This is a genomic window from Pseudomonas sp. CF161 (assembly GCF_000416215.1).
GTDB lineage: Bacteria > Pseudomonadota > Gammaproteobacteria > Pseudomonadales > Pseudomonadaceae > Aquipseudomonas.
Genome location: NZ_ATLP01000093.1, coordinates 42,555 through 64,946 on the forward strand (window position 1 = coordinate 42,555; position 22,392 = coordinate 64,946).

Annotated in this window: 24 protein-coding genes; 12 read left to right on the forward strand and 12 right to left on the reverse strand. The window is 63.0% G+C overall.

Annotated elements, in window-relative coordinates:
* The first annotated feature begins 21 nt into the window (after positions 1 to 21).
* The 3 genes from CF161_RS19915 (at position 22) to CF161_RS19925 (ending at position 3,953) form a co-directional block, all read left to right on the forward strand.
* Positions 22 to 1,146 (forward strand): polysaccharide deacetylase family protein, encoded by a 1,125-nt coding sequence (locus CF161_RS19915; protein ID WP_020298403.1) that lies wholly within the window; start codon positions 22 to 24, stop codon positions 1,144 to 1,146.
* A 349-nt stretch (positions 1,147 to 1,495) separates the two neighbouring features.
* The gene (locus CF161_RS19920; RefSeq protein ID WP_020298404.1) at positions 1,496 to 2,890 is read left to right on the forward strand and encodes a PhoH family protein; all 1,395 of its coding nucleotides are present in this window, start codon (positions 1,496 to 1,498) and stop codon (positions 2,888 to 2,890) included.
* Between the two features lie 142 nt (positions 2,891 to 3,032).
* The gene (locus CF161_RS19925) at positions 3,033 to 3,953 is read left to right on the forward strand and encodes a LysR substrate-binding domain-containing protein (RefSeq protein ID WP_020298405.1); all 921 of its coding nucleotides are present in this window, start codon (positions 3,033 to 3,035) and stop codon (positions 3,951 to 3,953) included.
* Here CF161_RS19925 and CF161_RS19930 read toward each other — a convergent pair.
* Positions 3,950 to 4,396, reverse strand: a complete 447-nt coding sequence (locus CF161_RS19930) for a DMT family transporter (protein ID WP_020298406.1) — start codon at positions 4,394 to 4,396, stop codon at positions 3,950 to 3,952. The genes CF161_RS19925 and CF161_RS19930 overlap by 4 nt on opposite strands.
* Before the next feature lie 193 nt (positions 4,397 to 4,589).
* Here CF161_RS19930 and moaC point away from each other — a divergent pair, with 193 nt between their 5' ends.
* The 4 genes from moaC to CF161_RS19950 all read left to right on the forward strand — a co-directional run bounded on the left by moaC (position 4,590) and on the right by CF161_RS19950 (position 6,760).
* Positions 4,590 to 5,063, forward strand: coding sequence for a cyclic pyranopterin monophosphate synthase MoaC (moaC, locus tag CF161_RS19935; protein ID WP_020298407.1), 474 nt, complete (start codon positions 4,590 to 4,592; stop codon positions 5,061 to 5,063).
* Positions 5,060 to 5,302: a MoaD/ThiS family protein gene (locus CF161_RS19940; protein ID WP_020298408.1), complete on the forward strand. Its 243-nt coding sequence runs from the start codon at positions 5,060 to 5,062 to the stop codon at positions 5,300 to 5,302. The genes moaC and CF161_RS19940 overlap by 4 nt, the downstream gene beginning before the upstream one ends.
* 1 nt (position 5,303) lies before the next feature.
* Positions 5,304 to 5,756 carry a molybdopterin synthase catalytic subunit MoaE gene (gene moaE / locus CF161_RS19945; RefSeq protein ID WP_020298409.1) on the forward strand — a complete coding sequence of 151 codons (453 nt, stop codon included), beginning with the start codon at positions 5,304 to 5,306 and terminating at the stop codon, positions 5,754 to 5,756.
* Between the two features lie 227 nt (positions 5,757 to 5,983).
* Positions 5,984 to 6,760, forward strand: a complete 777-nt coding sequence (locus CF161_RS19950; protein ID WP_020298410.1) for an ABC transporter substrate-binding protein — start codon at positions 5,984 to 5,986, stop codon at positions 6,758 to 6,760.
* A gap of 48 nt (positions 6,761 to 6,808) precedes the next feature.
* Here CF161_RS19950 and CF161_RS19955 read toward each other — a convergent pair whose 3' ends face one another.
* The 5 genes from CF161_RS19955 to CF161_RS19975 all read right to left on the reverse strand — a co-directional run bounded on the left by CF161_RS19955 (position 6,809) and on the right by CF161_RS19975 (position 12,056).
* Positions 6,809 to 7,435: a transcriptional regulator gene (locus CF161_RS19955; RefSeq protein WP_020298411.1), complete on the reverse strand. Its 627-nt coding sequence runs from the start codon at positions 7,433 to 7,435 to the stop codon at positions 6,809 to 6,811.
* A gap of 139 nt (positions 7,436 to 7,574) precedes the next feature.
* On the reverse strand, positions 7,575 to 8,651 hold the full coding sequence (locus tag CF161_RS19960; protein WP_020298412.1) for an FAD-binding oxidoreductase: 1,077 nt from the start codon (positions 8,649 to 8,651) through the stop codon (positions 7,575 to 7,577).
* A 41-nt stretch (positions 8,652 to 8,692) separates the two neighbouring features.
* Positions 8,693 to 9,664: an ornithine cyclodeaminase family protein gene (locus CF161_RS19965; protein WP_020298413.1), complete on the reverse strand. Its 972-nt coding sequence runs from the start codon at positions 9,662 to 9,664 to the stop codon at positions 8,693 to 8,695.
* Between the two features lie 145 nt (positions 9,665 to 9,809).
* A complete protein-coding gene (gene rhlB, locus CF161_RS19970; RefSeq protein WP_043229905.1) occupies positions 9,810 to 11,303 on the reverse strand; it encodes an ATP-dependent RNA helicase RhlB in 1,494 nt (497 codons plus the stop codon).
* A gap of 96 nt (positions 11,304 to 11,399) precedes the next feature.
* Positions 11,400 to 12,056: an alpha/beta hydrolase gene (locus CF161_RS19975; protein ID WP_020298416.1), complete on the reverse strand. Its 657-nt coding sequence runs from the start codon at positions 12,054 to 12,056 to the stop codon at positions 11,400 to 11,402.
* Positions 12,057 to 12,524: 468 nt separating this feature from the next.
* On the opposite strand from CF161_RS19975, the gene CF161_RS19980 reads away from it, so the two are divergent.
* The gene (locus CF161_RS19980; RefSeq protein ID WP_020298417.1) at positions 12,525 to 13,553 is read left to right on the forward strand and encodes an amino acid ABC transporter substrate-binding protein; all 1,029 of its coding nucleotides are present in this window, start codon (positions 12,525 to 12,527) and stop codon (positions 13,551 to 13,553) included.
* Positions 13,554 to 13,607: 54 nt separating this feature from the next.
* Here the strand turns inward: CF161_RS19980 and CF161_RS19985 are convergent, their stop codons facing one another.
* Complete coding sequence (locus CF161_RS19985) at positions 13,608 to 14,186, reverse strand: DedA family protein (protein WP_020298418.1); 579 nt, start codon at positions 14,184 to 14,186, stop codon at positions 13,608 to 13,610.
* A 194-nt stretch (positions 14,187 to 14,380) separates the two neighbouring features.
* On the opposite strand from CF161_RS19985, the gene vapB reads away from it, so the two are divergent.
* Positions 14,381 to 14,611: a type II toxin-antitoxin system VapB family antitoxin gene (gene vapB, locus CF161_RS19990; RefSeq protein ID WP_043229907.1), complete on the forward strand. Its 231-nt coding sequence runs from the start codon at positions 14,381 to 14,383 to the stop codon at positions 14,609 to 14,611.
* Positions 14,611 to 15,009, forward strand: a complete 399-nt coding sequence (vapC, locus tag CF161_RS19995) for a tRNA(fMet)-specific endonuclease VapC (protein ID WP_020298420.1) — start codon at positions 14,611 to 14,613, stop codon at positions 15,007 to 15,009. The genes vapB and vapC overlap by 1 nt, the downstream gene beginning before the upstream one ends.
* A gap of 35 nt (positions 15,010 to 15,044) precedes the next feature.
* Here vapC and CF161_RS33185 read toward each other — a convergent pair whose 3' ends face one another.
* Genes CF161_RS33185 through CF161_RS20010 form a run of 3 tightly spaced genes read right to left on the reverse strand, consistent with a single transcriptional unit; the run spans position 15,045 to position 16,919 of the window.
* Positions 15,045 to 15,803 carry a hypothetical protein gene (locus CF161_RS33185; protein ID WP_020298421.1) on the reverse strand — a complete coding sequence of 253 codons (759 nt, stop codon included), beginning with the start codon at positions 15,801 to 15,803 and terminating at the stop codon, positions 15,045 to 15,047.
* A 56-nt stretch (positions 15,804 to 15,859) separates the two neighbouring features.
* Positions 15,860 to 16,363: a hypothetical protein gene (locus CF161_RS20005; protein ID WP_020298422.1), complete on the reverse strand. Its 504-nt coding sequence runs from the start codon at positions 16,361 to 16,363 to the stop codon at positions 15,860 to 15,862.
* On the reverse strand, positions 16,344 to 16,919 hold the full coding sequence (locus CF161_RS20010; RefSeq protein ID WP_020298423.1) for a DUF1444 family protein: 576 nt from the start codon (positions 16,917 to 16,919) through the stop codon (positions 16,344 to 16,346). Before CF161_RS20010 ends, CF161_RS20005 begins: the two co-directional genes overlap by 20 nt.
* 297 nt (positions 16,920 to 17,216) lie before the next feature.
* On the opposite strand from CF161_RS20010, the gene CF161_RS20015 reads away from it, so the two are divergent.
* The gene (locus tag CF161_RS20015) at positions 17,217 to 19,277 is read left to right on the forward strand and encodes a c-type cytochrome (RefSeq protein WP_020298424.1); all 2,061 of its coding nucleotides are present in this window, start codon (positions 17,217 to 17,219) and stop codon (positions 19,275 to 19,277) included.
* 193 nt (positions 19,278 to 19,470) lie between these two features.
* Positions 19,471 to 20,055 carry a hypothetical protein gene (locus CF161_RS20020; RefSeq protein ID WP_020298425.1) on the forward strand — a complete coding sequence of 195 codons (585 nt, stop codon included), beginning with the start codon at positions 19,471 to 19,473 and terminating at the stop codon, positions 20,053 to 20,055.
* Between the two features lie 3 nt (positions 20,056 to 20,058).
* On the opposite strand, the gene CF161_RS20025 is transcribed toward CF161_RS20020, so the two are convergent.
* The gene (locus CF161_RS20025) at positions 20,059 to 20,346 is read right to left on the reverse strand and encodes a hypothetical protein (RefSeq protein WP_020298426.1); all 288 of its coding nucleotides are present in this window, start codon (positions 20,344 to 20,346) and stop codon (positions 20,059 to 20,061) included.
* A 50-nt stretch (positions 20,347 to 20,396) separates the two neighbouring features.
* Positions 20,397 to 22,340 (reverse strand): alkaline phosphatase D family protein, encoded by a 1,944-nt coding sequence (locus CF161_RS20030; RefSeq protein ID WP_020298427.1) that lies wholly within the window; start codon positions 22,338 to 22,340, stop codon positions 20,397 to 20,399.
* Between the last annotated feature and the right edge of the window lie 52 nt (positions 22,341 to 22,392).

Here is a 22,392-nt window from a genome sequence, read left to right on the forward strand (position 1 = left end):
TTTGTTCTGGAGGCGTTTGTTTTGCGTATCGCATTTGTTTTTTCGGCCTGGCTCATGAGCTTTGGCGCCCTGGCGGCGGCCAATGACGTGGCGACCCTGGACCGCAGCACCTGGCCGGAGACGCTCAGCAGCCCGACCTTGTTCGACGTCGCCTCACGTGCCGAGATCCTGACCTTTGCCCGCACCCTGCTGGTCAGCGAAGCCTGGGACGAGGCCTCGCTCAAGCAACGCCTGGGCCTGCGCATCATTAATATGGAGGCGATCGATGCGTTGCGGCAGCGTCTCTGGCAGCGCCTGCTGAGCAACTACAACTATGCCCAGCAGAGCTGCGATCAGGACGCGTCCTTTTGCTACCTGGTGGAAGACATGGACAGCCTGCGCGAGCAGGCCGGCAAGTTTCACCTGGGGGACGATTCCTTCTATATCCGCTGGGCCGAACCGAGCCGGGTGTTTCATGAGCAGTACCTGGACGAGCTGTTGCGCAAGGCTGCGCTGTTCCCGCAGACCAGCAGCGAGGTCGCCCGCTTTGGCGACTACGAGCGCAATGGCGACGAACTCAACGATCGCCTGTTCCTGCTGACATTCGACAGCGCCGCCAACCTGGCCCCGGACAACACCCCGTGGTTGACCGACTACCTGCGCAAATCGAACCTCAACGGCACCTTCTTCGTCCTCGGCAGCGATATTCAGAACCGCCTGAACCAGGCCTCGGTGGCCAGCCTGCAGTCGTTGTACTCGCGGCAATGTGTCGGCGTGCAGGGCTGGCAGTACCGCTCCCACAGCCACTGGCAGGACTGGCAGTACTCGGTCCAGCGCAGCGCCGAGCTGGTGCGCAGCAAGCTGCCGGAAAACTATGTGCCCCTGTTCCGCCCACCCTACGGCCAGCGCCGCGCCGACGCCCAGGCCTTCTTCAATGCCCAGGGCTTGCAAGTGGCGTTGTGGGATATCGACGCCCAGGACGGTCCGGGCAAGCTCAAGGCTGAAGAGAGTGGCCAGCGGGTCCTGACCCTGATGTTGTTATGGCGGCGCGGAGTGATCGCGTTCAACGCCAAACAGGACACGGTCAAGACCGCTATGCCCTGGTTGCTGACACAAACCGCGCAAAGCGGGATTGGTTGGGAAGACTGCCAGGACGCCTTTCGCTGAAAGCCGGAAAAGCCCGCAAATACTGGGTTTTTGGCTGGATAGGGGTGTTTTTTGACGAGAAATGGGTGCAGGCGGACTTCCGACTTTAACGGTGGATGGGCAGCGCGCCAAGGGCTATTCGTCACCCTGAAAAATAAACTTCAAAAAAACGTCAAAGTGCTTTTTCCTGTCACAGGTTTTGGAGTATTACCAAAGTCAGACCGCCGAAACCTGCAACACAGGTGGCGTCTTCCAAGACTCCTTTTGTGTTCATGTCGCCCGAGCCCCCACGGACGAACTCGGTGGTCCTTTCGAGGCGCAGCACCGCCATGGTATTGCGTCGACTGGCTCCCACATAAGGTGACCGAGTATGGATGATCACGGACGCAGCCCTTCTTCCAACCAGCCAATCCTTTATGTACTCGATACCAATGTATTGATTCACGATCCAAACGCGCTGTTGAATTTCGAAGAACACCACGTCGCCATCCCGATGATCGTTCTGGAGGAACTCGACAAGCTCAAGAGCGGCCATCACAGCGTTGCCGCGGAATGTCGGCAGGCGATTCGCCTGATCGACAAGACCCTGGGCGAAGCGACACCGGAAGATGTCGAGCTGGGCGTGCCGATCCAGCGTGGCAAGAGCGGCCCCAAAGGCCTGTTGTCGATCCTGATGAGCAAGCGCTCGGAACCCAACAGCCTGCTGCCGGAAAACCTCAACGACAACATCATCATCAACCAGTTGATCGACCTGCACGCGCGCGACAAGGACCTGCGCGTGGTGCTGGTGACCAAAGACATCAACATGCGCCTCAAGGCGCGCGCCTGCGGGATCGCGGCCGAGGACTACAGCACCGACCAACTGGTCGACGACGTATCCCTGCTGCCCAATGGTTTCCACAACATGACCGGCTCGTTCTGGGACCGTGTGAGCAAAGTGGAAACCCGTCAGGACCATGGCCGTACCTGGCATCAGGTGCAGCTCATCGATAACCTGCCGGCGGTGCACATCAATGAATTCATCATCGACGAGCAAGGGTTTGTCGGCTGGATCAAGGAAATCCGCGCTGACACCTTGCTGATCCTCGACCTGCATCAGGAGCCCCTGTTGCACCAGGAAGCCTGGGGCCTGAAACCGCGTGACATCTACCAGGGCCTGGCGCTGTATGCCTTGCTCGATCCGGACATCCACTTGGTCAACCTGTCGGGGGCCGCCGGTTCCGGTAAAACCATCCTGGCCCTGGCGGCCGCCATTGAGCAGACCATGGTCAGCAAGCGTTATCGGCGGATCATCGCCACCCGCAGCGTGCAGGGTCTGGACCAGGAGATCGGCTTCCTGCCCGGCACCGAAGCGGAAAAAATGGAGCCTTGGCTCGGCGCCATCACCGACAACCTCGAAGCCCTGCACATGGATGACGAAAGCACCCATGGCAGCGTCGACTACATCCTGAGCAAGGTGCCGTTGCAGTTCAAATCCCTGAACTACATCCGGGGGCGCAGCTTCCAGCAAAGCCTGATCCTGATCGATGAATGCCAGAACCTGACCCCGCACCAGATGAAAACCATCATCACCCGTGCCGGCGCCGGTTCCAAAGTGGTGTGCCTGGGCAACCTGGCGCAGATCGACACCCCTTACCTGTCCGCGACCAGCTCCGGGCTGACCTACCTCACTGAACGCTTCAAGGACTTCCCGAACGGCGTGCACATCACCCTGCAAGGGGTGCCACGCTCGATTCTCGCGGAATACGCCGAAACCCACCTGTAACCCATGCAGTGGTGAACGCGGGCGGCCCTTGGGTCGCCCGTTTTGTTTGCATCGCGCGCCGGGCAACCGGGTATTCTGGGCGCCGATTCAGACCCGTGCCCTGGCCCCGGCCATGGCGTGCGCCCGCAGAGATGAGGCCAGGATGAGCACCCAGTTACTGCGTAACATCGACTTGAACCTGCTGGTGGTGCTCGACGCGCTGCTCACGGAGAAACACGTGACCCGCACCGGCGAGCGCCTGCACCTGAGCCAGCCGGCCATCAGCCACTCCCTGGGCAAGCTGCGCACCCTGCTGGACGACCCGCTGCTGATCCGCGACGGCAATGAGGTGGTGCTCAGCGTGCTGGCGCAGAACCTGCGGGCACCGCTCAAGGAGATCCTGCGTCAGGTCGAGGCCTTGCTCGGCAAGACCCTGGACTTCGATCCGGCCAGCTCCGAGCGCACCTTTGAGCTGGCGATGTCCGACTATGGTGCGGCGCTTATCCTCCCGGGGTTGCTGGTGCGCCTGCGCCGCGAGGCGCCGAATATCAGCCTCAACGTGACCCAGGGCAGTCGCCACGAGATGTTCGAACAGGTGAGCCGGGGCAAGATCGACCTGGCCCTGGGGGTGTTTCCCAGCCTGGGGCCGGAAATCGCCATGCAGGTGTTGTTCGAGGAAACATTTTCCTGCCTGCTGGACCGGCAAACGCTGCCCGCCAGCGGTGTGCTGGATTTGCCCGAGTACCTGGCCCGGCCCCATTTGCAGGTGTCGATAGACGCCAGCCTCAATGGGGAAGTCGACAGCCAGTTGCGCGCGCGTGGGTTGCAGCGGCGCGTGGCGGTCAGTGTGCCCCACTGGCGGATCGCGCCGCAGATGATCCTGGGCACTGACCTGATCCTGACCGTCGCCACCCGCACCCTGGATCAAGCCGCAACCGACCCGCAGCTGCTGTGCCTGCCGCCACCGCTGGCGATTGCGCCATTTCCCTTTGTGCACATCTGGCATCAGCGCTTCAGTGATGATCCGGCCCATGCCTGGTTGCGTCGGCAGGTCAGCGAGGTGGCGGCCACGCCCAGGGTTTAACCGCGGGTGGTGATGACAAAACCGCCGACCACCACCAGGACTCCCACCAGCTTTTGCAGGCTGATGTCCTTGCGCGGCAAGCCCACCAGGCCGAAGTAGTCGATGATCAGCGAGATCACCAACTGGCCGATGATCACCGCCATGATGAAGTTCAGTGCCCCCAGGCGTGGGGCCATCAGCAGGGCGATGGTGATGTAGAGCACGCCGGCGATCCCGCCCATCCAGATCCACCAGGGCGCGCCCGAGAAGGCGCTGAGGTTGGGCTTGGGCACCTTGATCACCAGCAACACCACCATCAGCGCCAGCAGGCTGACCAGCAGCGAAACCCCGGTGGCCCACAGGGGGTGGCCCAGGAGCGCCCCGAGGCGGGCGTTGGTTCCGGCCTGGAGGGGGACGGCGAAGCCGGCGAGCAGGCTGAGCAAAATCGGGATAAGCAAGGTCATGGGATAACTCCTGTGTTTTCAACCTTGTACGGTGATTCGCCGACCCCGGCCAATTCGTTGTTCTGATGCCGTGCATTCCCCAGGCTGATGGCCCGTGGGCGCGTCAGACGCCTGAGTGGGAAAGGGCGCTATGGTGCGTGCGAAAAATTGACCCAGGGGTTTACAATCGCCGCTCCTGATCAGGAGTAAGGCTGTGCTGACTCATCTCGATTCCCAAGGTCGCGCCAATATGGTCGACGTCACCGAAAAAGCCGTGACCTCCCGTGAAGCCGTGGCCGAAGCGCGGGTGCGCATGCTCCCGCAAACCCTGGACATGATCGTCAGCGGCGGCCATCCCAAGGGGGATGTGTTTGCCGTGGCCCGAATCGCCGGGATCCAGGCGGCGAAGAAAACCAGTGATCTGATCCCGCTGTGTCATCCGTTGATGCTCACCAGCGTCAAGGTCGAGCTCACCGCCGAGGGCAGCGACACCGTGCACATCGTCGCCCGCTGCAAGCTCGCCGGGCAGACCGGGGTCGAGATGGAAGCCCTGACTGCCGCCAGCATCGCCGCCTTGACGATCTACGACATGTGCAAGGCCGTGGACCGGGGCATGACCATCGAAAGCGTGCGCCTGCTGGAAAAACTCGGCGGCAAGAGCGGCCATTACCAGGCGCCGACGCCATGAAGCTGAACGTGAAGTTTTTCGCCCGTTACCGCGAAGCGCTGGGGATGGATGGCTTGCTGCTGGAGGGTGAGTTCGCCACGGTCGAGGAAGTGCGGCGCTTGCTGGTGGAGCGCGATGGCGCCCAGGTCCTGGCCGAGCCAAACCTGATGTGTGCGCGCAACGAGGAGCTGTGCCAACTCGACGAGCTCCTCAGCGATGGCGACGAAGTGGCGTTCTTTCCAACCGTGACCGGGGGCTGAGATGGCGATTCGCGTGCAGTGCGCCGCCTTTGACCCGGGCGCTGAGGTCAATGCGCTGCATGCCGCCAACGTCGGCGTCGGCGCGGTGGTCAGCTTTGTCGGCTATGTGCGCGACTTCAATGACGGCCTGGAAGTGGCGGGGATGTTTCTCGAGCATTACCCGGGCATGACCGAAAAGGCCCTGGCCAAGATTGCTGCTGAAGCCCAAGAGCGTTGGCCGCTGCTCCGGCTGGAGGTGCTGCACCGCATCGGCGAATTGTTGCCCGGCGAGCCGATCGTGTTCGTCGGCGTCGCCAGTGCCCATCGCCAGGCGGCGTTCGAGGCCTGCGCGTTTGTCATGGACTACCTGAAAACCCGCGCGCCGTTCTGGAAGAAAGAAAACACCTGCGACGGCCCGCGCTGGGTGCAAGGGCGCGACAGCGATCACGCGGCGGCGGATCGCTGGAAACCCTGATCTTCATTAATACCTTCCCTCGCGGCGCCGGCTTGCCGGCGCCTGCGTCATTCCTCGCCTGCTGAACACTCCCTGCACTTGATGGCGCGATGCAACTGCGCACGCTCCATTGACGATAAATACATAAAAGTCCAGTATGGAATTATAAGTACAAAATAGCGGTCCCCCCTGCGTTGCTCTTTTCTTCTGTCTTGCCAAACCTACAACAACCTTGCGAGAGAACGATCATGAAGAAACTCCCCCTTATCAGTGGCCTGGTGCTGAGCCTGCTGGCGTGCAGCAGCCTGTTCGCCGCCGACAAAACCCTGCGCATCGGCATCGAAGCCGCCTACCCACCGTTCGCTTTCAAGACTTCCGAAGGCAAGATCGAAGGCTTCGATTACGACATCGGCAATGCGCTGTGCGCGCAGATGCAGGTCAAGTGCGAGTGGATCGAGGGTGAGTTCGACGGCCTGATTCCTTCACTGAAAGTGAAGAAAATCGACTTCGCGCTGTCGTCCATGACCATCACCGAAGAGCGTAAGAAGTCGGTGGATTTCACCCACAAGTACTACTTCACGTCCTCGCGCCTGGTGATGAAACAGGGCGCAGTGGTGGATGACCAGTACGCCAGCCTCAAGGGCAAGACCGTCGGCGTGCAGCGGGCCACCACCACCGACCGCTACGCCACCGAGGTGTTCGAGCCCAAGGGCATCAAGGTGATGCGCTACAGCAACAATGAAGAGATCTACATGGACCTGGCGTCCGGCCGTCTGGACGCGGTGTTTGCCGACACCATCCCCTTGAGCGACTTCCTGGCGATGCCGCGCGGCGCGGGTTATGCCTTTGTCGGCCCCGAGCTCAAGGACCCGAAATACGTCGGCGAAGGCGCCGGGATCGCGGTGCGCAAGGGCAATACTGAGCTGGTTGGCGAGCTGAACAAGGCCATCGACGGTATCCGCGCCAACGGCGAATACCAGAAGATCCAGGCCAAGTACTTCAAGTCGGACATCTACGGCGACTGATTGGCGACCTCACCCGGGCTCCTGGAACGGAGCCCGGGTGACAGGGGGTCAGCCTTTCAATTCCTTCAGGTGCTTGTACACCGTGGCGCGGCCCATGCTCAGCACGTTGGCCACGTAGTTGGAGGCGCTTTTGCCCTTGAAGGCGCCCTCGGCGTGCAGCGCCAGCACCAGCTCGCGCTTGTGCTCGCGGGTCAGCAGGTTCAGCCCCAGCTGGCGTTCGCGCAGCCAGTTGTGGAGGAAGGTGTTGATCCGTTCCTGCCAGTCATCGCGAAACAGCGAGTCGGGCTGCGGGATCAGCTTGCTCGGCGAAAGAAACAGGTCCAGCGCCGCCTTGGCGTTTTCGAACAGGGAAATATTCAGGTTGATGCACAGCACGGCCAGCGGATGCCCCTGGCTGTCGCGCAGCACGCTGCTCAGGCTGCGAATCTTCTGACCATCCCAATTGAGCTTTTCGTACGGCCCAATATTACGTTCGCTGACCTCCTCGCTGAGCATGTCCTCCAGGGCGGCGTCGTCGCCCACTTCACGCTTGGAGATGTTGTTGGCGATGTAGTCGATCTTTTGCGTGCGCAGGTCGTGGATCACCACCTCGGCATGGGGGAAAAACAGCGTGGCGATGGCATCGGCGATCGCCCGGAAGTTGTCCAGGGCAGGGTCCTGCACAGGTGTGGTCATGGGTCGTACTCCAGGCGGCGTCAGCGCCCTGGCATCCAGGGCGCTGGGAGTTTGCCGCAATCGCAGGGGCGCGTCACCTGAGCCGGGCTTCAGCCCAGGCGTGCCGGTGAGAGCATGGCGGCCTCCAGGCCAAAGCGGGTCAGTGACTCGGGCAGGGACTGGCCACGCACCAGCGCGGCGCTGGCCTGGCCCATGGCCGGCGAGGTCTGGATGCCATAACCGCCCTGGCCGGCGACCCAGAACAGCCCCGGAACCCTTGGGTCGAACCCCGAGAGCAGTCGCCGTCGCTGACGAAACTGCGCAAGCCGGCCCAGGTGCGGGTCGGGCGGCGGATGCTCAGGGTGGTGGCTTCTTCGATCTGGTAGATGCCCATGGCGATATCGAGCTCTTCGGGCTGCACGTCGTGGGGTTCGACCGGGTCGGCGTTGGCCGGCGAGCCGAGGAACATCCCGGCATCGGGCTTCATGTAGAACGACTCATCCAGGCTCACCAGCATCGGCCACTGGTGGATATCCAGGCCTTCGGGCGCGGCGAAGATAAAGGCTGCGCGACGCTTGGGTTGCAGCCCCAGGCGTCGGGCGCCGGCCATGGCGCCGATCTGGTCGGCCCAGGCGCCGGCGGCATTGATGATGATGGGCGCGCTGAAGGTCTGGTGGGCGGTGGTCACCTGCCACAGGCCCTGGGCGTCACGCGCCAGGGACAGCACCTCGCAGTCGGTATGCAGCTCGCCCTGGTTGCGCCGGATACCGCGCAGATAGCCCTGGTGCAGGGCGTCGGTGTCGATATCGCTGGCGCTCGGGTCATACAGCGCGCCGTGGACTTTTTCCCGGCGCAGGATCGGCAGGCGGGCGCAGGCCTGGTCGGCGGTGAGCAGCTGCATCTCCGGCACCGAGGCCTTGGCGCTCAGGTACTGATTGTTCAGCTCTTGCGGGTCGCCGTTGAAGTCTACGGTCATCTCCCCGCGCGGCGTCAGCAGCGGGTGTTCGCAGAAGCCGGCGGGCGGCGCGTCGAAGAACGCGCGGCTGGCCAGGGTCAGGGCCCGCACCTGAGCGGTGCCATAGGCCGCGGTGTACAGGGCTGCCGAGCGTCCGGTGGAGTGGTAGGCCGGGTGCGACTCGCGTTCGAGCACCACAACCCGGCCATGGCCTGACAGCCAGTAGCCGGTGGATGCCCCGGCGATGCCGCCGCCAATGATGATGAAGTCTGCCTGAGGCATGGGTCTCTCCGGAAAAGTCTGGGTAGGGCCGGGTGCCGCGCTTATCGGGCGGGCGCGGCGTCGGCCTTGAGCTGCAAGCGGTACAGCGCATTGGCCAGGGCGATGTCCTCCAGGCCCAGGCCGATGGAGCGGAAAAACACCGAGCCCGTGGCGTCCGGGCGCGGGGCCTGGCCGCTGAGCAACTCGCCCAGGTCGCCGAGAATCGCCTCCTTGTGCCAGCCGTGCTGCTGGCTGGCGATCAGCATTTCGCCCGCCGCGTCCGGTGTGGTCTGGCGGTAGTCGCAATACACCTGCATCTGGCCCAGGCTGTGCGGCGGAACCTCGTGGGCCCGTGGCGCATTGGTGCTGATGGAGGTGATCAGCGCCGGACGGCTCAGTTGCGCAGGGTCGATGACCGGCCCGGCGGATGAGGTGCAGAGCATGATCACATCCGCGTCGGCCAGGGCCTGCTCACGGCTGCTGGCGATCTGCAGCCGTGGGTCCAGGGCCTGGAGCCGAGCCCGTTGTTCTGCGCTGGCGCTGGCGAGGCTCGGCGAGTACAGGCGGATGTGCTGCCATGGCCGCAGGCCCTTGGCGTAATGCAGGTGGGCCAGGGCCACGGGGCCGCTGCCGATGATGCACAGCTGGCGGGCGTCGCCAGGGGCCAGGGCGTCCACCGCCACGGCCGTGGTGGCGGCGGTGCGGGCGGTGGTCAGTTCGCCGGCATCGCACAGCAACAGCGGCTGGCCGCTGTCCATGGACATCAGCAGGGTCCAGGCGGTGACCAGTGGGCCTTCGGCGCGAACGATATAGGGCGAGGTCTTGACCCCATACACCCGATCATCGGCCAGCACCCCCAGGTAGTTGATGAAGTCGCCGGCCCCCTGGGGGAATTCCACCAACTGCTGCGCCGGTTGCACCGCGCGCCCGGCGGCCAGGTCGATAAACAGTTTGCGCAGGATCTGCGGCACATCGACCTGGGCCAGCAGTTCGCGGGCTTGGGCTTGGGCAATCACATAGGGCGTGCTGGACATGCGGGGGCTCCCACGGCGGTGGATATAAACTAATTTGTCTATTATGGACTTTTAGTTGTGTTCGGCAATCGCCAGGCGAAAAAAAACGCAGCCTGGTGGAGGCTGCGTTTTCTTCAGGGCAGAGGTTTCGGGCTACGCCCTTGCCTCAGGTCGCTTGCGGGCGTTTGCGCTCCACGGGGCGCAGCAGCTCGGTGGGCGGTGTTTCGCAGCTGATCTTGCGCCCCAGCAGGGCTTCGATCGATGGCAGCTGATAGGAGTCGTCTTCACCGGCGAAGCTGATGGACACGCCGTTGGCCCCGGCCCGCCCGGTACGCCCGATGCGGTGCACGTAGTCGTCCGGTACTTCCGGCAGGGTGAAGTTGATCACGTGGCTGATGCCGTCGATGTGGATTCCGCGACCTGCCACATCGGTGGCCACCAGCACGCGGATCTTGCCTTCGCGGAAACCTTCCAGAGTCTTGATGCGCTTGTGCTGCGGTACATCGCCCGACAGTTGGGCGGCATTCACGCCATCGCGTACCAGGCGTTCCTCGATGCGCCGGACTTCGTCCTTGCGGTTGGCGAAGACCATGACCCGCTCCCAACCGTTGTCGGTCACCAGGTTGTAGAGCAGTTTGTATTTGTCGGCACCGGCCACAGCATAAATGTGCTGTTCGACGTTTTCGCTGGCCACGTTCTCGGATTCGATCTCGACGATGGCCGGGTCGGTGGTCCATTGCTTGGCCAGGTTCATCACGTCTTCGGTGAACGTCGCGGAGAACAGCAGGGTCTGACGTTCATTTTTCGGCGGAGTCTGGCGAATGATCTGCCGTACCTGGGGAATAAAGCCCATGTCGAGCATGCGGTCGGCTTCGTCCAGCACCATCACTTCGACCATGTCCAGGTGCACATCGCCGCGCTGGTTGAAGTCCAGCAGGCGGCCCGGGGTGGCGACCAGGATGTCGCAGTGGCGGGCTTCGAGGTGCTTGAGCTGCTTGTCGAAGTCCATGCCGCCGACGAAGGTCATCACGTTCAGGCCGGTGTACTTGGTCAGGCTGGCGGCGTCCTTGGCGATCTGGACCACCAGTTCGCGGGTCGGCGCGATGATCAGTGCCCGTGGCTCGCCCATGTAGCGCTCTTTCGGCGGCGGGGTCTGCAACAGCTGGGTGATGATCGAGATCAGGAACGCGGCGGTCTTGCCGGTGCCGGTCTGGGCCCGGCCGATGGCGTCCTGGCCATTGATGGTGAAGCCCATGACCTGCGCCTGGATCGGCGTGCAGTAAGGAAAGCCCAGGTCATGAATGGCATGCATCAGCTCGGGGGCGAGCTTGAAGTCGTGGAAGCGGGTCTTGCCTTCCTGGGGCTCGACGACGAAGTCTTCGAGTTTCCAGGTGCTGACGGGCGGCTTTGGTGCGCGCTCACGACGAGGTTGTTCGGCCTTGGGCTTTTCGCTGCGGGCGGGAGTCGATGGAGCTGCAACAGCAGGGGCGGCGGGTGTGGTCACCGGCTCTTTTTGGCTTGCGGTAGCTGGCGCGGTCCGGCCCGATTGACGGCCTTCTTGATGGCTGCTGGGGCTGGGGGAGGGGACGCTGGAGCTTGGCGCGAGCTGCTCAGCCTCGCTTTTACCGAAGATTTTCTTGAGTGCTTTGAGCACGGTCATCTCATCAATTGGTTAAGGAATGTACGCCGGGCAGTGTAATGCAAGAATCGGGCGCGGCGTAGTGTGTTGGGTCTCGGACTACAGGAAGTTTCGTTTTTAGCGCAAACGCTCGCTCAACCAGACGCCGATGTCGCGAATTTCTTCAGGTAACACCTCATGGCCCATTGGGTATTCCTGCCATGTCACGGTGACACCATGCTGCTTCAAATACTCATAAGCGGTCCGCCCCATGGCGTTCTGCACCACTTCATCGTATTGCCCATGCAGCGACAGCACCGGAATCCGCTGTTGGCTGGCCGAAAGTTGCAGCTCGTCGCTGAAGGTCGGGGCATAAGTGGAGAGGGCAAGTACGCCGCCCAGGGGGCCCTGCCACTCCAGGAAGGCCGTGTGCAGCACCACCGCACCCCCCTGGGAGAAACCGGCGAGGAAAATCCGCGAGGCGTCTATTCCGCCGGCCCGTTGCTGTTCGATGAGTTCGATAAGCTGTTTTGCCGACTGCTCGAGCTGTTCGCGGTCGATCGCTCGGGCCGGGCTCATGGCCAGGATGTCGTACCAGCTGGGCATGGCATAACCGCCGTTGATGGTCACGGCGCGGGTCGGTGCCTGGGGCAGCACGAAGCGGGTGGTCAGCAGGGTTTCCTGCAGGACTTCGGCCACCGGGAGGAAGTCATAGCGATCTGCCCCCAAGCCATGGAGCCAGATCACACAGGCGTCGACGGGCTTGCTGGGCTGAAGAATCAAGGGTTCGGTCATGGTTGCTCCATTGTTGTGCGTGCGCGCTGAAGAGGTGCGTGGTCAAGGTGCGCCGCGAGTTGATCTGTGAAGAAGATGTCGCAAGGTTGAACGTTTTGCTATTGACCATTGGCTGAAACGCTTAAGCGCTGAATATGGTACGGGCTTTGCTAACAGGGATATCGAAGTGATTGCACTTACCCCCGGCGGTAACACTATCAGGCTGCCGCTGGCTGGGGCATAGCAAAAATCCGGTGATGGACGTTCGCCACTGGCCGCTACGGGCTTCGCGAACATGAAAGGGCTACAGCCCGTTCGGCCGATTGGTGAGATGTGGGGGCTCCGTTACGGGGATTTATCCTACTAGACTCATAGCGAAGGTCTTACGCCGCTTGACCCTAAAAAAAGCCAGCACAGGGTCAACAGCGCCTCATAAGGGTGCGGCAGGACTCAAGCTCCGACACAACAAGAGCAAAACTGGAGGTTTGAATGAAGATGTTGAAATCCACCCTGGCCGTCGTCACGGCAGCCGCGGTACTGGGTATGAGCGGCTTCGCGCAGGCGGGTGCGACCCTTGATGCAGTGCAGAAAAAAGGCTTTGTGCAATGCGGTGTGAGCGACGGTCTGCCGGGCTTCTCGGTACCGGACGCCACCGGCAAGATCCTGGGCATCGACGCTGACGTGTGCCGGGCTGTTGCCGCCGCCGTATTTGGCGACGCGACCAAGGTCAAATTCAGCCAGTTGAACGCCAAGGAGCGCTTCACCGCGCTGCAATCGGGCGAAATCGACGTGCTGTCGCGCAACACCACCTGGACCAGCTCCCGCGATTCGGGCATGGGCCTGGTGTTTGCCGGCGTGACCTACTACGACGGCATCGGCTTCCTGGTGAACAACAAGCTGGGCGTCAAAAGCGCCAAGGAACTGGACGGTGCAACCATCTGCATTCAAGCCGGTACCACTACCGAGCTGAACGTTTCCGACTACTTCCGTGGCAACGGCCTGAAATACACCCCGATCACCTTCGACACCTCCGATGAAAGCGCCAAGTCGCTGGAATCCGGTCGTTGCGACGTGCTGACTTCCGACAAATCCCAGCTGTACGCACAACGCAGCAAGCTGGCGACCCCGACCGACTACGTCGTTCTGCCGGAAACCATCTCCAAGGAGCCCCTGGGCCCGGTCGTGCGTAAAGGCGACGAAGAGTGGTTCAGCATCGTCAAATGGACCCTGTTCGCCATGCTCAATGCCGAAGAGGCCGGCGTGACTTCGAAAAACGTCGAAGCCGAAGCCAAGTCCACCAAGAACCCTGATGTTGCACGTCTGCTGGGTGCGGACGGTGAATACGGCAAAGACCTGAAACTGCCGAAGGACTGGGTAGTACAGATCGTCAAGCAAGTAGGTAACTACGGTGAAGTGTTCGAGAAAAACCTCGGCAAGAGCACACCACTGGCCATCGACCGCGGCCTGAACGCGCTGTGGAACAACGGCGGCATCCAATACGCACCACCTGTGCGCTGAGGTCCGGGTGCATGCCCGTCCGCCCAGGCGGTCGGGCGCGCCGTGGTGTCGGGCTCAGGCCGCCTGCCGGGCCTTGGCCCGTCGATGGCGAATCAGCGCCGCGGCGGCAAACAGCAGCACCACGCCGATAAAGATGGGCAAGCGATAGGGCTTGAGATTGCCTAGAAAATGCTCCAACGCTTCACCGGCCCAGTACCCGGCCGTGACGAACAGCGTGGCCCAGACCACCGCGCCGAGCATGTTCAACAGGCTGAAGCGCCACGGCGACAGCCGGCTGGCGCCGATCACCATCGGCCCGACCAGACGCATGCCGTACAGGAACCGCACCGCAAACACCGAGGTCGAGGGGTAGCGCTCGATCAAGCCCTGGACCCGCTCGATCGCCGCCTGGTGCCGCTTGAGCCTGGGCAACAGCCGCGCGCCGAAGTAGCGCCCGCTCCAGAACAGCATCTGGTCCCCCAGCATCCCGCCGACACTGGCCCAGGCAATCACCGGCCACAGCTGCAGCACCTGCTGGTGCGCCGCCATGCCGCCCAGAATCAACACCGTTTCGCCCTCCAGCAGGCAACCGATAAACACCACCCAGTAACCGTATGTGGCGAGCAGGGCGTTGAGGTCGAGGTGTTCAAACATGAGGGACGGGCCTTGTGGTCAATCAGCGAGGGTCAGAAAAGTGAGTGGTTGGCGCTGGGGGAAGTTCCCGGCTTTTTGGCCTGGGTCGACGTGGGAGTGAAGAGTCCGAGGTCGTTTATTTTGGGATATGTCTTTGACATATACATTGCGATATCTACACTGGATATACCTTAGGTATATCCCTCGGAGTGTTTATGGAACAAGGGTCGGTATTTAAAAGTAACCGCAGTCAAGCGATACGCATGCCCAAGGCGGCAGCTCTGCCGGAGGATGTTACTCGGGTGGATATTGTCAGCATTGGACGCAGTCGAATTATTACCCCGGCCGGCGAGTCTTGGGACAGCTGGTTTGATGAAGATAGCGTCAGCGATGATTTCATGAGTGACAGGGATCAGCCTGCCGAACAGATACGTGAGTCCTTCTGATGCTCAAGTACATGCTTGATACCAACATTTGTATCTTCACCATCAAAAACAAACCGCAGCAGGTTCGTGAGGCGTTCAGCCGGCAGCATGGTCGCCTGTGCATCAGCTCAGTGACCTTGATGGAGCTGATCTACGGTGCGGAGAAGTCAGCGGCCCCTGAGAAAAATCTGAATGTGGTCGAGGGATTTTCTGCGCGGCTTGATGTGCTGGACTATGACGACGAGGCGGCGATTCATACCGGTCAGCTTCGCGCAGAACTGGCCAGGCTGGGTCAGCCTATCGGTCCTTACGATCAACTGATTGCAGGTCATGCGCGCTCCCAGGGGCTGATTCTAGTGACCAATAATCTGCGTGAGTTCCAACGGGTTCCCGGGTTGCGCGTTGAAGACTGGGTCTGATGCGTCGGCAACTACCAAGGCGGTGACCACCTGCTTCAACCCGCCTGTGCCCCTTCCCGCGACGGCACAAACAGTTCGGTACTGCCCGTAGGCTCGCTGTGCCAGGCTTGGGTCACGGCTTCCAGGGCGGCTTCACTGTAGGTCTTGAAGGCAATTTCGGCGATGCCGAACGCCTGGTCATGGATCACCGAGGCGTCCATGTCCTCGCCCTCGAATGCCTCGATCCCAAGGTAAGTCTCCTTGGCCTGCAAGTGCAGGCGCTGCACCAAGTGCTGCGCCACACGGGGGTCGATCGGCAGCGGCGGGGCAAACTCCCAGCCACTGTCGCCCAGGGATTTTGTGCTGCCCAGCGCCAGCACAAAGGCCGCTTTGTAACGGTTGCGCAGGGCACCTGGAACCAGCTTTCGCCAGACCTCCCGGGCAATGGCGCCTCGGCCCATGCCGATGCCTTTGGCATGGCGGGCGAAGTCTTGCTGCTGGGTGATGTCCTGCCACTGCTCGACGCTCAGCAATTGCTCATGGGGCGGCGGGCTTTCCAGTTCGAACTCGATAAAGCGCCCGTTCTGGTCGACCAACTCGCCCCACAGGCCGGGCATGCCGGGGAAGTCCAGGTCCAGCCTGAGCAGGATGCTGTGCGCCCAGTCGACGCCCCGGGCGGCGCCGGCCTCACGCAGCGCGGGGGGCAGGCCCTGTTGGCGCCAGTGCAAGGCGCACGTCGTCAGGGCATGGGCGACGAGGGCGTTTTGCTCCTGCACGTTCAACTGGCGCTTTTTCAACAACCGGGCAATGTCCAAGGCGCATCCTGTTCCTGAAGGTTGAGGTGATGTCCTGGGGGCTCAGCGCGCCCCATTCAACGGCAAAACAGCTGAATATTACGCGACGACGGGTAACGAATCTCGACCGTTGCCCCCGCCTCGGCCAATGCCTGCTGCCAGACCTCGAGCGCTGCCGGCCAGGCGCTGAGCACCTGGAACACGCCTTCGGCCAATCGCTGTTTGGCCTCCTGCGGGCTGAGCTGCGTCGCCTGGCGCAGCAGGCTGAACACTTTCGCCGGCTGGGGCCCGACATCGATGACCCACAGCGCCGGGTCCAGGGCGGGCAACGGCGGGTACTCGGGGAAGGGGCCATGCTCGGCCCGTAAGTGCGCCATGGCCACTGCATGGGGCCGATGCGCCAGGGCCTGGGCGCAGGCCAGGTGTTCGTCGCAAAACCACTCCAAGCCGGGCGCCTGGCCCGCGGCGCCCTCGGGCAACGGCCGGAAGTCGGCGAATGACACCGCACCGCCGCCTGTGCCGCGATGACCGTACTCGCAGCGAAAGTCGTTGTGGCACAGGTCACAGATCGGCGGTTTCATGCAGCGCCTCCCAGGTGAAGTGACTTCGGCGATACAGGGTCGAGGTCAGGCGGTGGCTGACGTCGTCCTGCAAGCGTTCGCACAGTTGATGCAGTTGCACGATGCCGGTGGTGTTGGCGGCGTCGGTAAAGGCCAGCACATCCCGCGCCGGCAGGGCGGCCACGGCGCCGTTGGGCAGCAGTTGGGCGTACCACTGCGACCAGAATTCATCCAGCAGGAGCAGGCTGGCCTCGAAATGGCCGTCCATCAGCACCGCAAACAACTCGCCGTGGGCCCGGACTTCAGCCCGTTCCTCGGCCAGGGCCGCGAGGTTGCGCAGGCCGATCAGGTGCAGTGCCTGGGAGCTGATGCCGGCCTGATCCAGGTGGCGTTGTTGCACATAGGCAAATGACTCGCCTTCATCCACCAGGTACGCCACCAGCAGGTCCTGGGAAAAAGGTTGGAGGATCGGGCTGTCGGCATGTGACAGCGCGAGGTCGCTCGCGTCCGCGGCGGGCGCCTGGACCTTGAGGTAGGCAATGGCCCGTTGGCAAAACGCTTCAGCATGGGTCGGCATACGGCTCCCTGTTCACGACGATGATCGGACGGCGAGCGCCAGGGTAACGCGCGCGCCGCCGTTGCGGAATGCAGCCTCGGCGCTGGAGCCGCGAACGGGTTTTTTTCACCCCAGGTGCACGGCAGCTGATCCATATCAAACTGCCATCAGCGAACGGCCTGTAAAACACTTTTATGCGCAACTCCGTGAGGTTGTGCGCCCCGGGCCGTGTGGACACGTGCCCGGTGATACCCATAAAAATAGATGCCGATAACTGCCGAGGAGACCACTCCAGGCAGTTCTTAAAGGAATAACCTGATGGCTTTCTCTCTGTCACGCCTGGCCATTCTTGGCGCGGCGTTGCTCTGCGTTCACTCCGTCCAAGGCAATGAGCCGATACCGGCACCTGCTACCGTCCAGACCACCCCCCCTGCTGAACCAACCCTGGTGGAACGCGGCCTGTATGTGGCGCAACTGGGCGACTGTATCGCCTGCCACACCGCCAAGGGCGGGGCGATCATGGCCGGTGGCCTGGAACTGAAAACCCCCATGGGCACCATCTACTCGAGCAACATCACCCCCGACCCGGACACCGGCATCGGCCGTTACAGCTTCGAGCAGTTCGACCGCGCCATGCGCGAAGGCGTGACCCCCAACGGCAGCCATTTGTACCCGGCGATGCCGTACCCGTCCTACGCCAAAATGACCGAAGAGGACATGCGCGCGCTCTTTGCCTACCTGATGGATGGCGTGGCGCCGGTGGCGCAAGCCAACCTCGAAGCCGACATGGGCTTCCCCTTCAACCAGCGCTGGGGCCTGTGGTTCTGGAACCTGGTGTTTGTCGACAACAAAGAGTTCGCCGCCGACCCGAAAAAAGACGCCCAGCTCAACCGTGGCGCCTACCTGGTCCAGGGCCTGGGCCACTGCGGCTCCTGCCACACGCCGCGCGGCATTGCCTTCCAGGAGAAGGCCATGAGCGACAACGAGTCCGGCGGCGAGCATTACCTGGCCGGCGAGACTGTGGAAGAGTGGCGCGCCCTCAGCCTGCGCAACCTGTGGACCGTGGAAGACACGGTGCAACTGCTGAAAACCGGGCAGAACCGCTTCGCCACCGTGTCCGGCAACATGGCCGATGTGATCAACCACAGCACCCAGCACATTTCCGATGCAGACCTGACGGCGATCGCGGCTTACCTCAAGTCCCTGCCGGCGGGCAAAGATGACCTGCCGATGCCGTCCCAGCCCCTGACCCCGGCCGCGCCACCGAGCAACCTGTTCAGTTCGCGTGGCGGCCTGGGCTATGCGCAGTTCTGCTCCGACTGCCATCGCCAGGACGGTGGCGGCGTGCCGCAGATGTTCCCGGCGCTGGCGGGTAACCCGAGCATCGCCTCGGCCAACCCGACCTCGCTGCTGCACATTACCCTGACCGGCTGGCAGACCGCGCAAACCGCGGCGCACCCGCGGGTCTACACCATGCCGGGTTTTGCCCAACTGGCGGATGAAGAGATTGCCGAGATCCTCAGTTTTGTTCGCAGCAGTTGGGGCAATAGCGGCTCGGCCATCAGCCCCGCGCAGGTCAAGGCCATGCGTGCCCAGCTCAGCCCGACCGTCGAAAGCACTTTGTTCGAGACCCCGCGCCTGGCCAATCTGCTGGCCGCACCCAATGCCGAGCAAGTGGTGCGCGGCATGCGCCTGCACCTGGAAACCAAGGCGCTGCTGCCGGACAACGTCGGCAACTCCCTGAACTGCACCAGCTGCCACCTCAACGCCGGCACCGTGGCCGACGGCTCGCCCTTTGTCGGGGTTTCGGCGTTCTTCCCCGGCTATGCGCCGCGGGCCGGCAAGACCATCACCCTGGAAGAGCGCATCAACGGCTGCTTCCGCCGCTCGATGAATGGCAAACCGCTGCCGGTGCAGGGCACGGACATGCAGGCGATGGTGGCCTACTTCGACTGGATGAAAAACAACACCAAGCCCGAAGACAAAGTGGCCGGGCGCGGTGTCGGCAAGATCGACCCGTCGCTGACCCCCAACCCGGAACACGGCCAGCAGGTCTACGCCAAGCAGTGTGCGGTGTGCCATGGCGCCGATGGTGAAGGCCTGAAACGCGCCGATGGCAGCCTGATCTTCCCGCCGCTGTGGGGCGAGCAGTCGTTCAATATCGGTGCCGGCATGGCCCGCACCAACACCGCCGCGGCCTTCGTCAAACGCAATATGCCCATCGGCTTCCATGAAAAATTCCCCCTGGGCCAGGGTGGCCTGAGCGACCAGGAAGCGCTGGACGTGGCCGAATACTTCTCCCACCAGCCGCGTCCCGACTTCCCGGACAAGGTCAAGGATTGGCCCAAGGATAAAAAACCGGTGGATGCGCGTTACTGATTGCGCTCACCGCGTGGCGGCGTCTGCCTGACAGGCAGCGCCGTCCGCGCCTTTGGCGAAAGAAAGAGCAGGCGCCGGCAATCGGCGCCCTGGTAAAAACTCCTCAGCGGCCTGTGGCCCTGAGGTAGGATTGCCAATCTTTTTCAATGGTTGCCACCCCCTGGCAGCCGTCCGCCATGCTCAAGGACGAACGATGAAACCCACATCCCTGTTGTTGCTGTGTCTGGCGTTGGGCCTGGGCCTGGGTGGCTGTACCCGCCTGTCGACACTCAAGGCCACCACCGTCAGCTATCGCTTGCCCGAAGGCAGCGGGCCAACCGCGCAAATCCGCATCATCGCCAAAGGCATTGTCCGCGGCGTACCCAGCAGCGACTGCATTGACTGGCGCAAGCCCGACTCGGGGTTGATGGTCCGCCCCCACGGCAATCGCCCCAACCCCAACTTCCGTTCCCTGGGCATGCCCATGAGCGCCGAGGCCGACCGCCTGCGGCGCAGCGACGACTTCGGCGCCAACGAGCTGAAAATCCCCGCCAACCGGCCGTTCGCCCTGATGTTCAGCAACACCGAGCGCCCCAGCAACAGCGACTTGATCTACAGCTGCGCGCAGTCGGTGCGCTTCACCCCTGAGGCCGGGGTCAACTACCAACTGGTGTTTATCCATGACACCCAGCAGCAATGCCTGGCGCTGCTGCGCAAGATCGACGGCCAGGGCAATGCCCTGCCGGACGAGGTGAAACTGGAAAAAGCCGACTACTGCAGCGCCGATGCCCGGCCTTGAGCCTTATCGCGCCTTGCACCGCTCCAACTGCTCCTGGTTCTGCAACTGAGTCACGATACCCAGGCGATAACGGCAGTAATCCATCACCTGCTGGCGTTGGTCGTGGTTGAGTTCGACCAGGGATTTGTCGTCTGCCTCGTAGGCAAAAATATTCTCGAAGCGGATACGCAGGGTCGGTGACTTTTTGATGAAGAACCGGGTTTCGGCGTAGCCGTCTTCCATGGTCTGGTAGGTGCCGGTGAACAGTACGCCGAGCAACAGCAGGGCCAGGGCGGTGAAGAGTATTTTCATCAGCGGCGGGGCTCGCAAGGGTCAGGGGCGAAGGCGTTTTACCGGGCCGGTCAGCGGCTGGATGGCTCATCCGGCGCGACCATCCGAGTCGGCGCCGAGCCGTCGGCATTGTGCTGGTAAATCTGCTGCGGTTGCCCCTGTGCATTGAAAAAAACCTGGCCGATCCCCGCCGAGTTCCACAGCCGCTCACCGGCTTCGGCCCGTTCGGGGATGTGCGGGATGACCCGCATCAGGCGGCGCTTGGTAAACCAGTTCAGCGGCGAGCGCGGTGAATACAGCCAGCGGTTGAGGCGGTCGAACCATTCCAGCAGGGCCGGGGGGAATTCGTTCTTGATGCCGCTGCTGGTGATCTGCCAGATCCTCGGCCCGCTCTTGCGGTGACGGATCAGCACCTCGTACACGAACGAATAATGCACGTCCCCCGACAGCACCACGTAGCTGCCCGGGGTCCGCGAGTGGCGGAAGATATTCAGGATCACCTGGGCCGAGCCGCGATGGGCCATCCAGTTTTCCGCATCCACCAGCAGCGGGTAGCCGCACCAGCTGAAGACCTTTTGCACGGTCTCGATCAACTTCACGCCAAAGATCGGCGCCGGCGAGACGATGATCGCCGAAGGGTGGTCCAGCAGCTCTTGTTGCAGCTCGCTCAAGGCCTCCCAATCCAGCAGGCCCGAGGGTTGGCCGAGGTTGAACTCGCTGCGCCAGCGCCGGGTGCGGGTGTCCAGCACCACCAGCGCCGGGGCGGTTGGCAGCACGTAATGCCAGTGCTGGAAGCGCAGCAACTCATCGATCAATTGATCCTGGGCGGCGGCGTTCAGGTGCCCGTGCTGTGGGGTGCTGCTCAGGGCCCGGGTTTGTTCGAGCAGCGCGGGAAACGCGTCCGGGTTGTTGCCCCAGCCCTGGCACAGCATGTAGGCCAGCAGCGCGTTGCCGATGATGCGTTTGGAGAACGGGTGGCCGTAGGCGGTTTCTTCCCATTGCGCGCTGAGGTTCCAGTCATCGGTGATGTCGTGGTCGTCGAAAATCATCAGGCACGGCAGGTGCGCCATGACTCGCGCCACGCCGCCCAGGCCGGCCACGAAACCGTCGATATGCTGCTGCTCGCGTCGGTAGCGGGCCTGCTCAGTGGGCAGCAACGGCGGTGGTGATGGGGCGATCAGGGTCCAGGGCAGCGGCGACCAAACCAGCAGGTACATCGCCAGTACTTCGGCGAAGGTCACCAGGTGGTTGTCGGCGCTGCTGCTGGTGAAAATCGGCTTTTTCACCCCGCCAAAAAAGCGTTCGCGCAGGGTCTCGTTGCTTTTCAGCGCCGGCAGCAATTCGGCGCGGTGGTAGTAGCTGGCGCGGTGGCCGTAGAGCGCGGCGCTGTCATCCACCACCGCGCCCTCCAGGTGCTCGTCGAACAGCCCGAGGCGGGCAATCAGGGCATGGATCGCCCGCAGCATCGGCCCGGCCACATCGTCGGCATACACCTGGTCGCCACTCATCATCAGCAGGGCCGGGCGCTGCTCCGGCGCCGGGGCCTCGGCCAGCAGGCGGTCGGCGCACAGTAAGCCGTCATTGGCCGGGTGATGCGGCTTGCGGCACGAGCCGTGGAGCAACTGCCCAAGGCGGCTGTGCAGCACAAACTCCGGGCTGCGCGCCTGGCCGTACAGCAGGTGCGGCGCCCAGTCGGCGATGCCCGAGGTGACGCCATCGCCGTGGTCGAGCAGCAGGTCGTAGCCGATGGCGACGTCCTGGGGCAGGGCCGCCTCCAGGGTGACGTCGATCAGGTGGATGAACGCCTGTTGGCCGACCGCGATCACCTGGCACTGCCGGGCGTCCAGGGCGATGTCCTGCGCCGGCTTGCCCGCGGTCACCTGCAAGCGCAGCGTCAGTTGCAGCGCCCGTGATCCCACCAGCCACAGCACCAGGCGCGTGGGTTGCAGGCGCCGCAGCAGCGGGCCGGCCAGCACAGGGGGCAGGGCGGTGGTAACAGGTGCAGTCAGGGGCATGGACGATCGGGGCTCATCGGGCAAACAGAGGCGTGAATCTTACCGCAGAGGA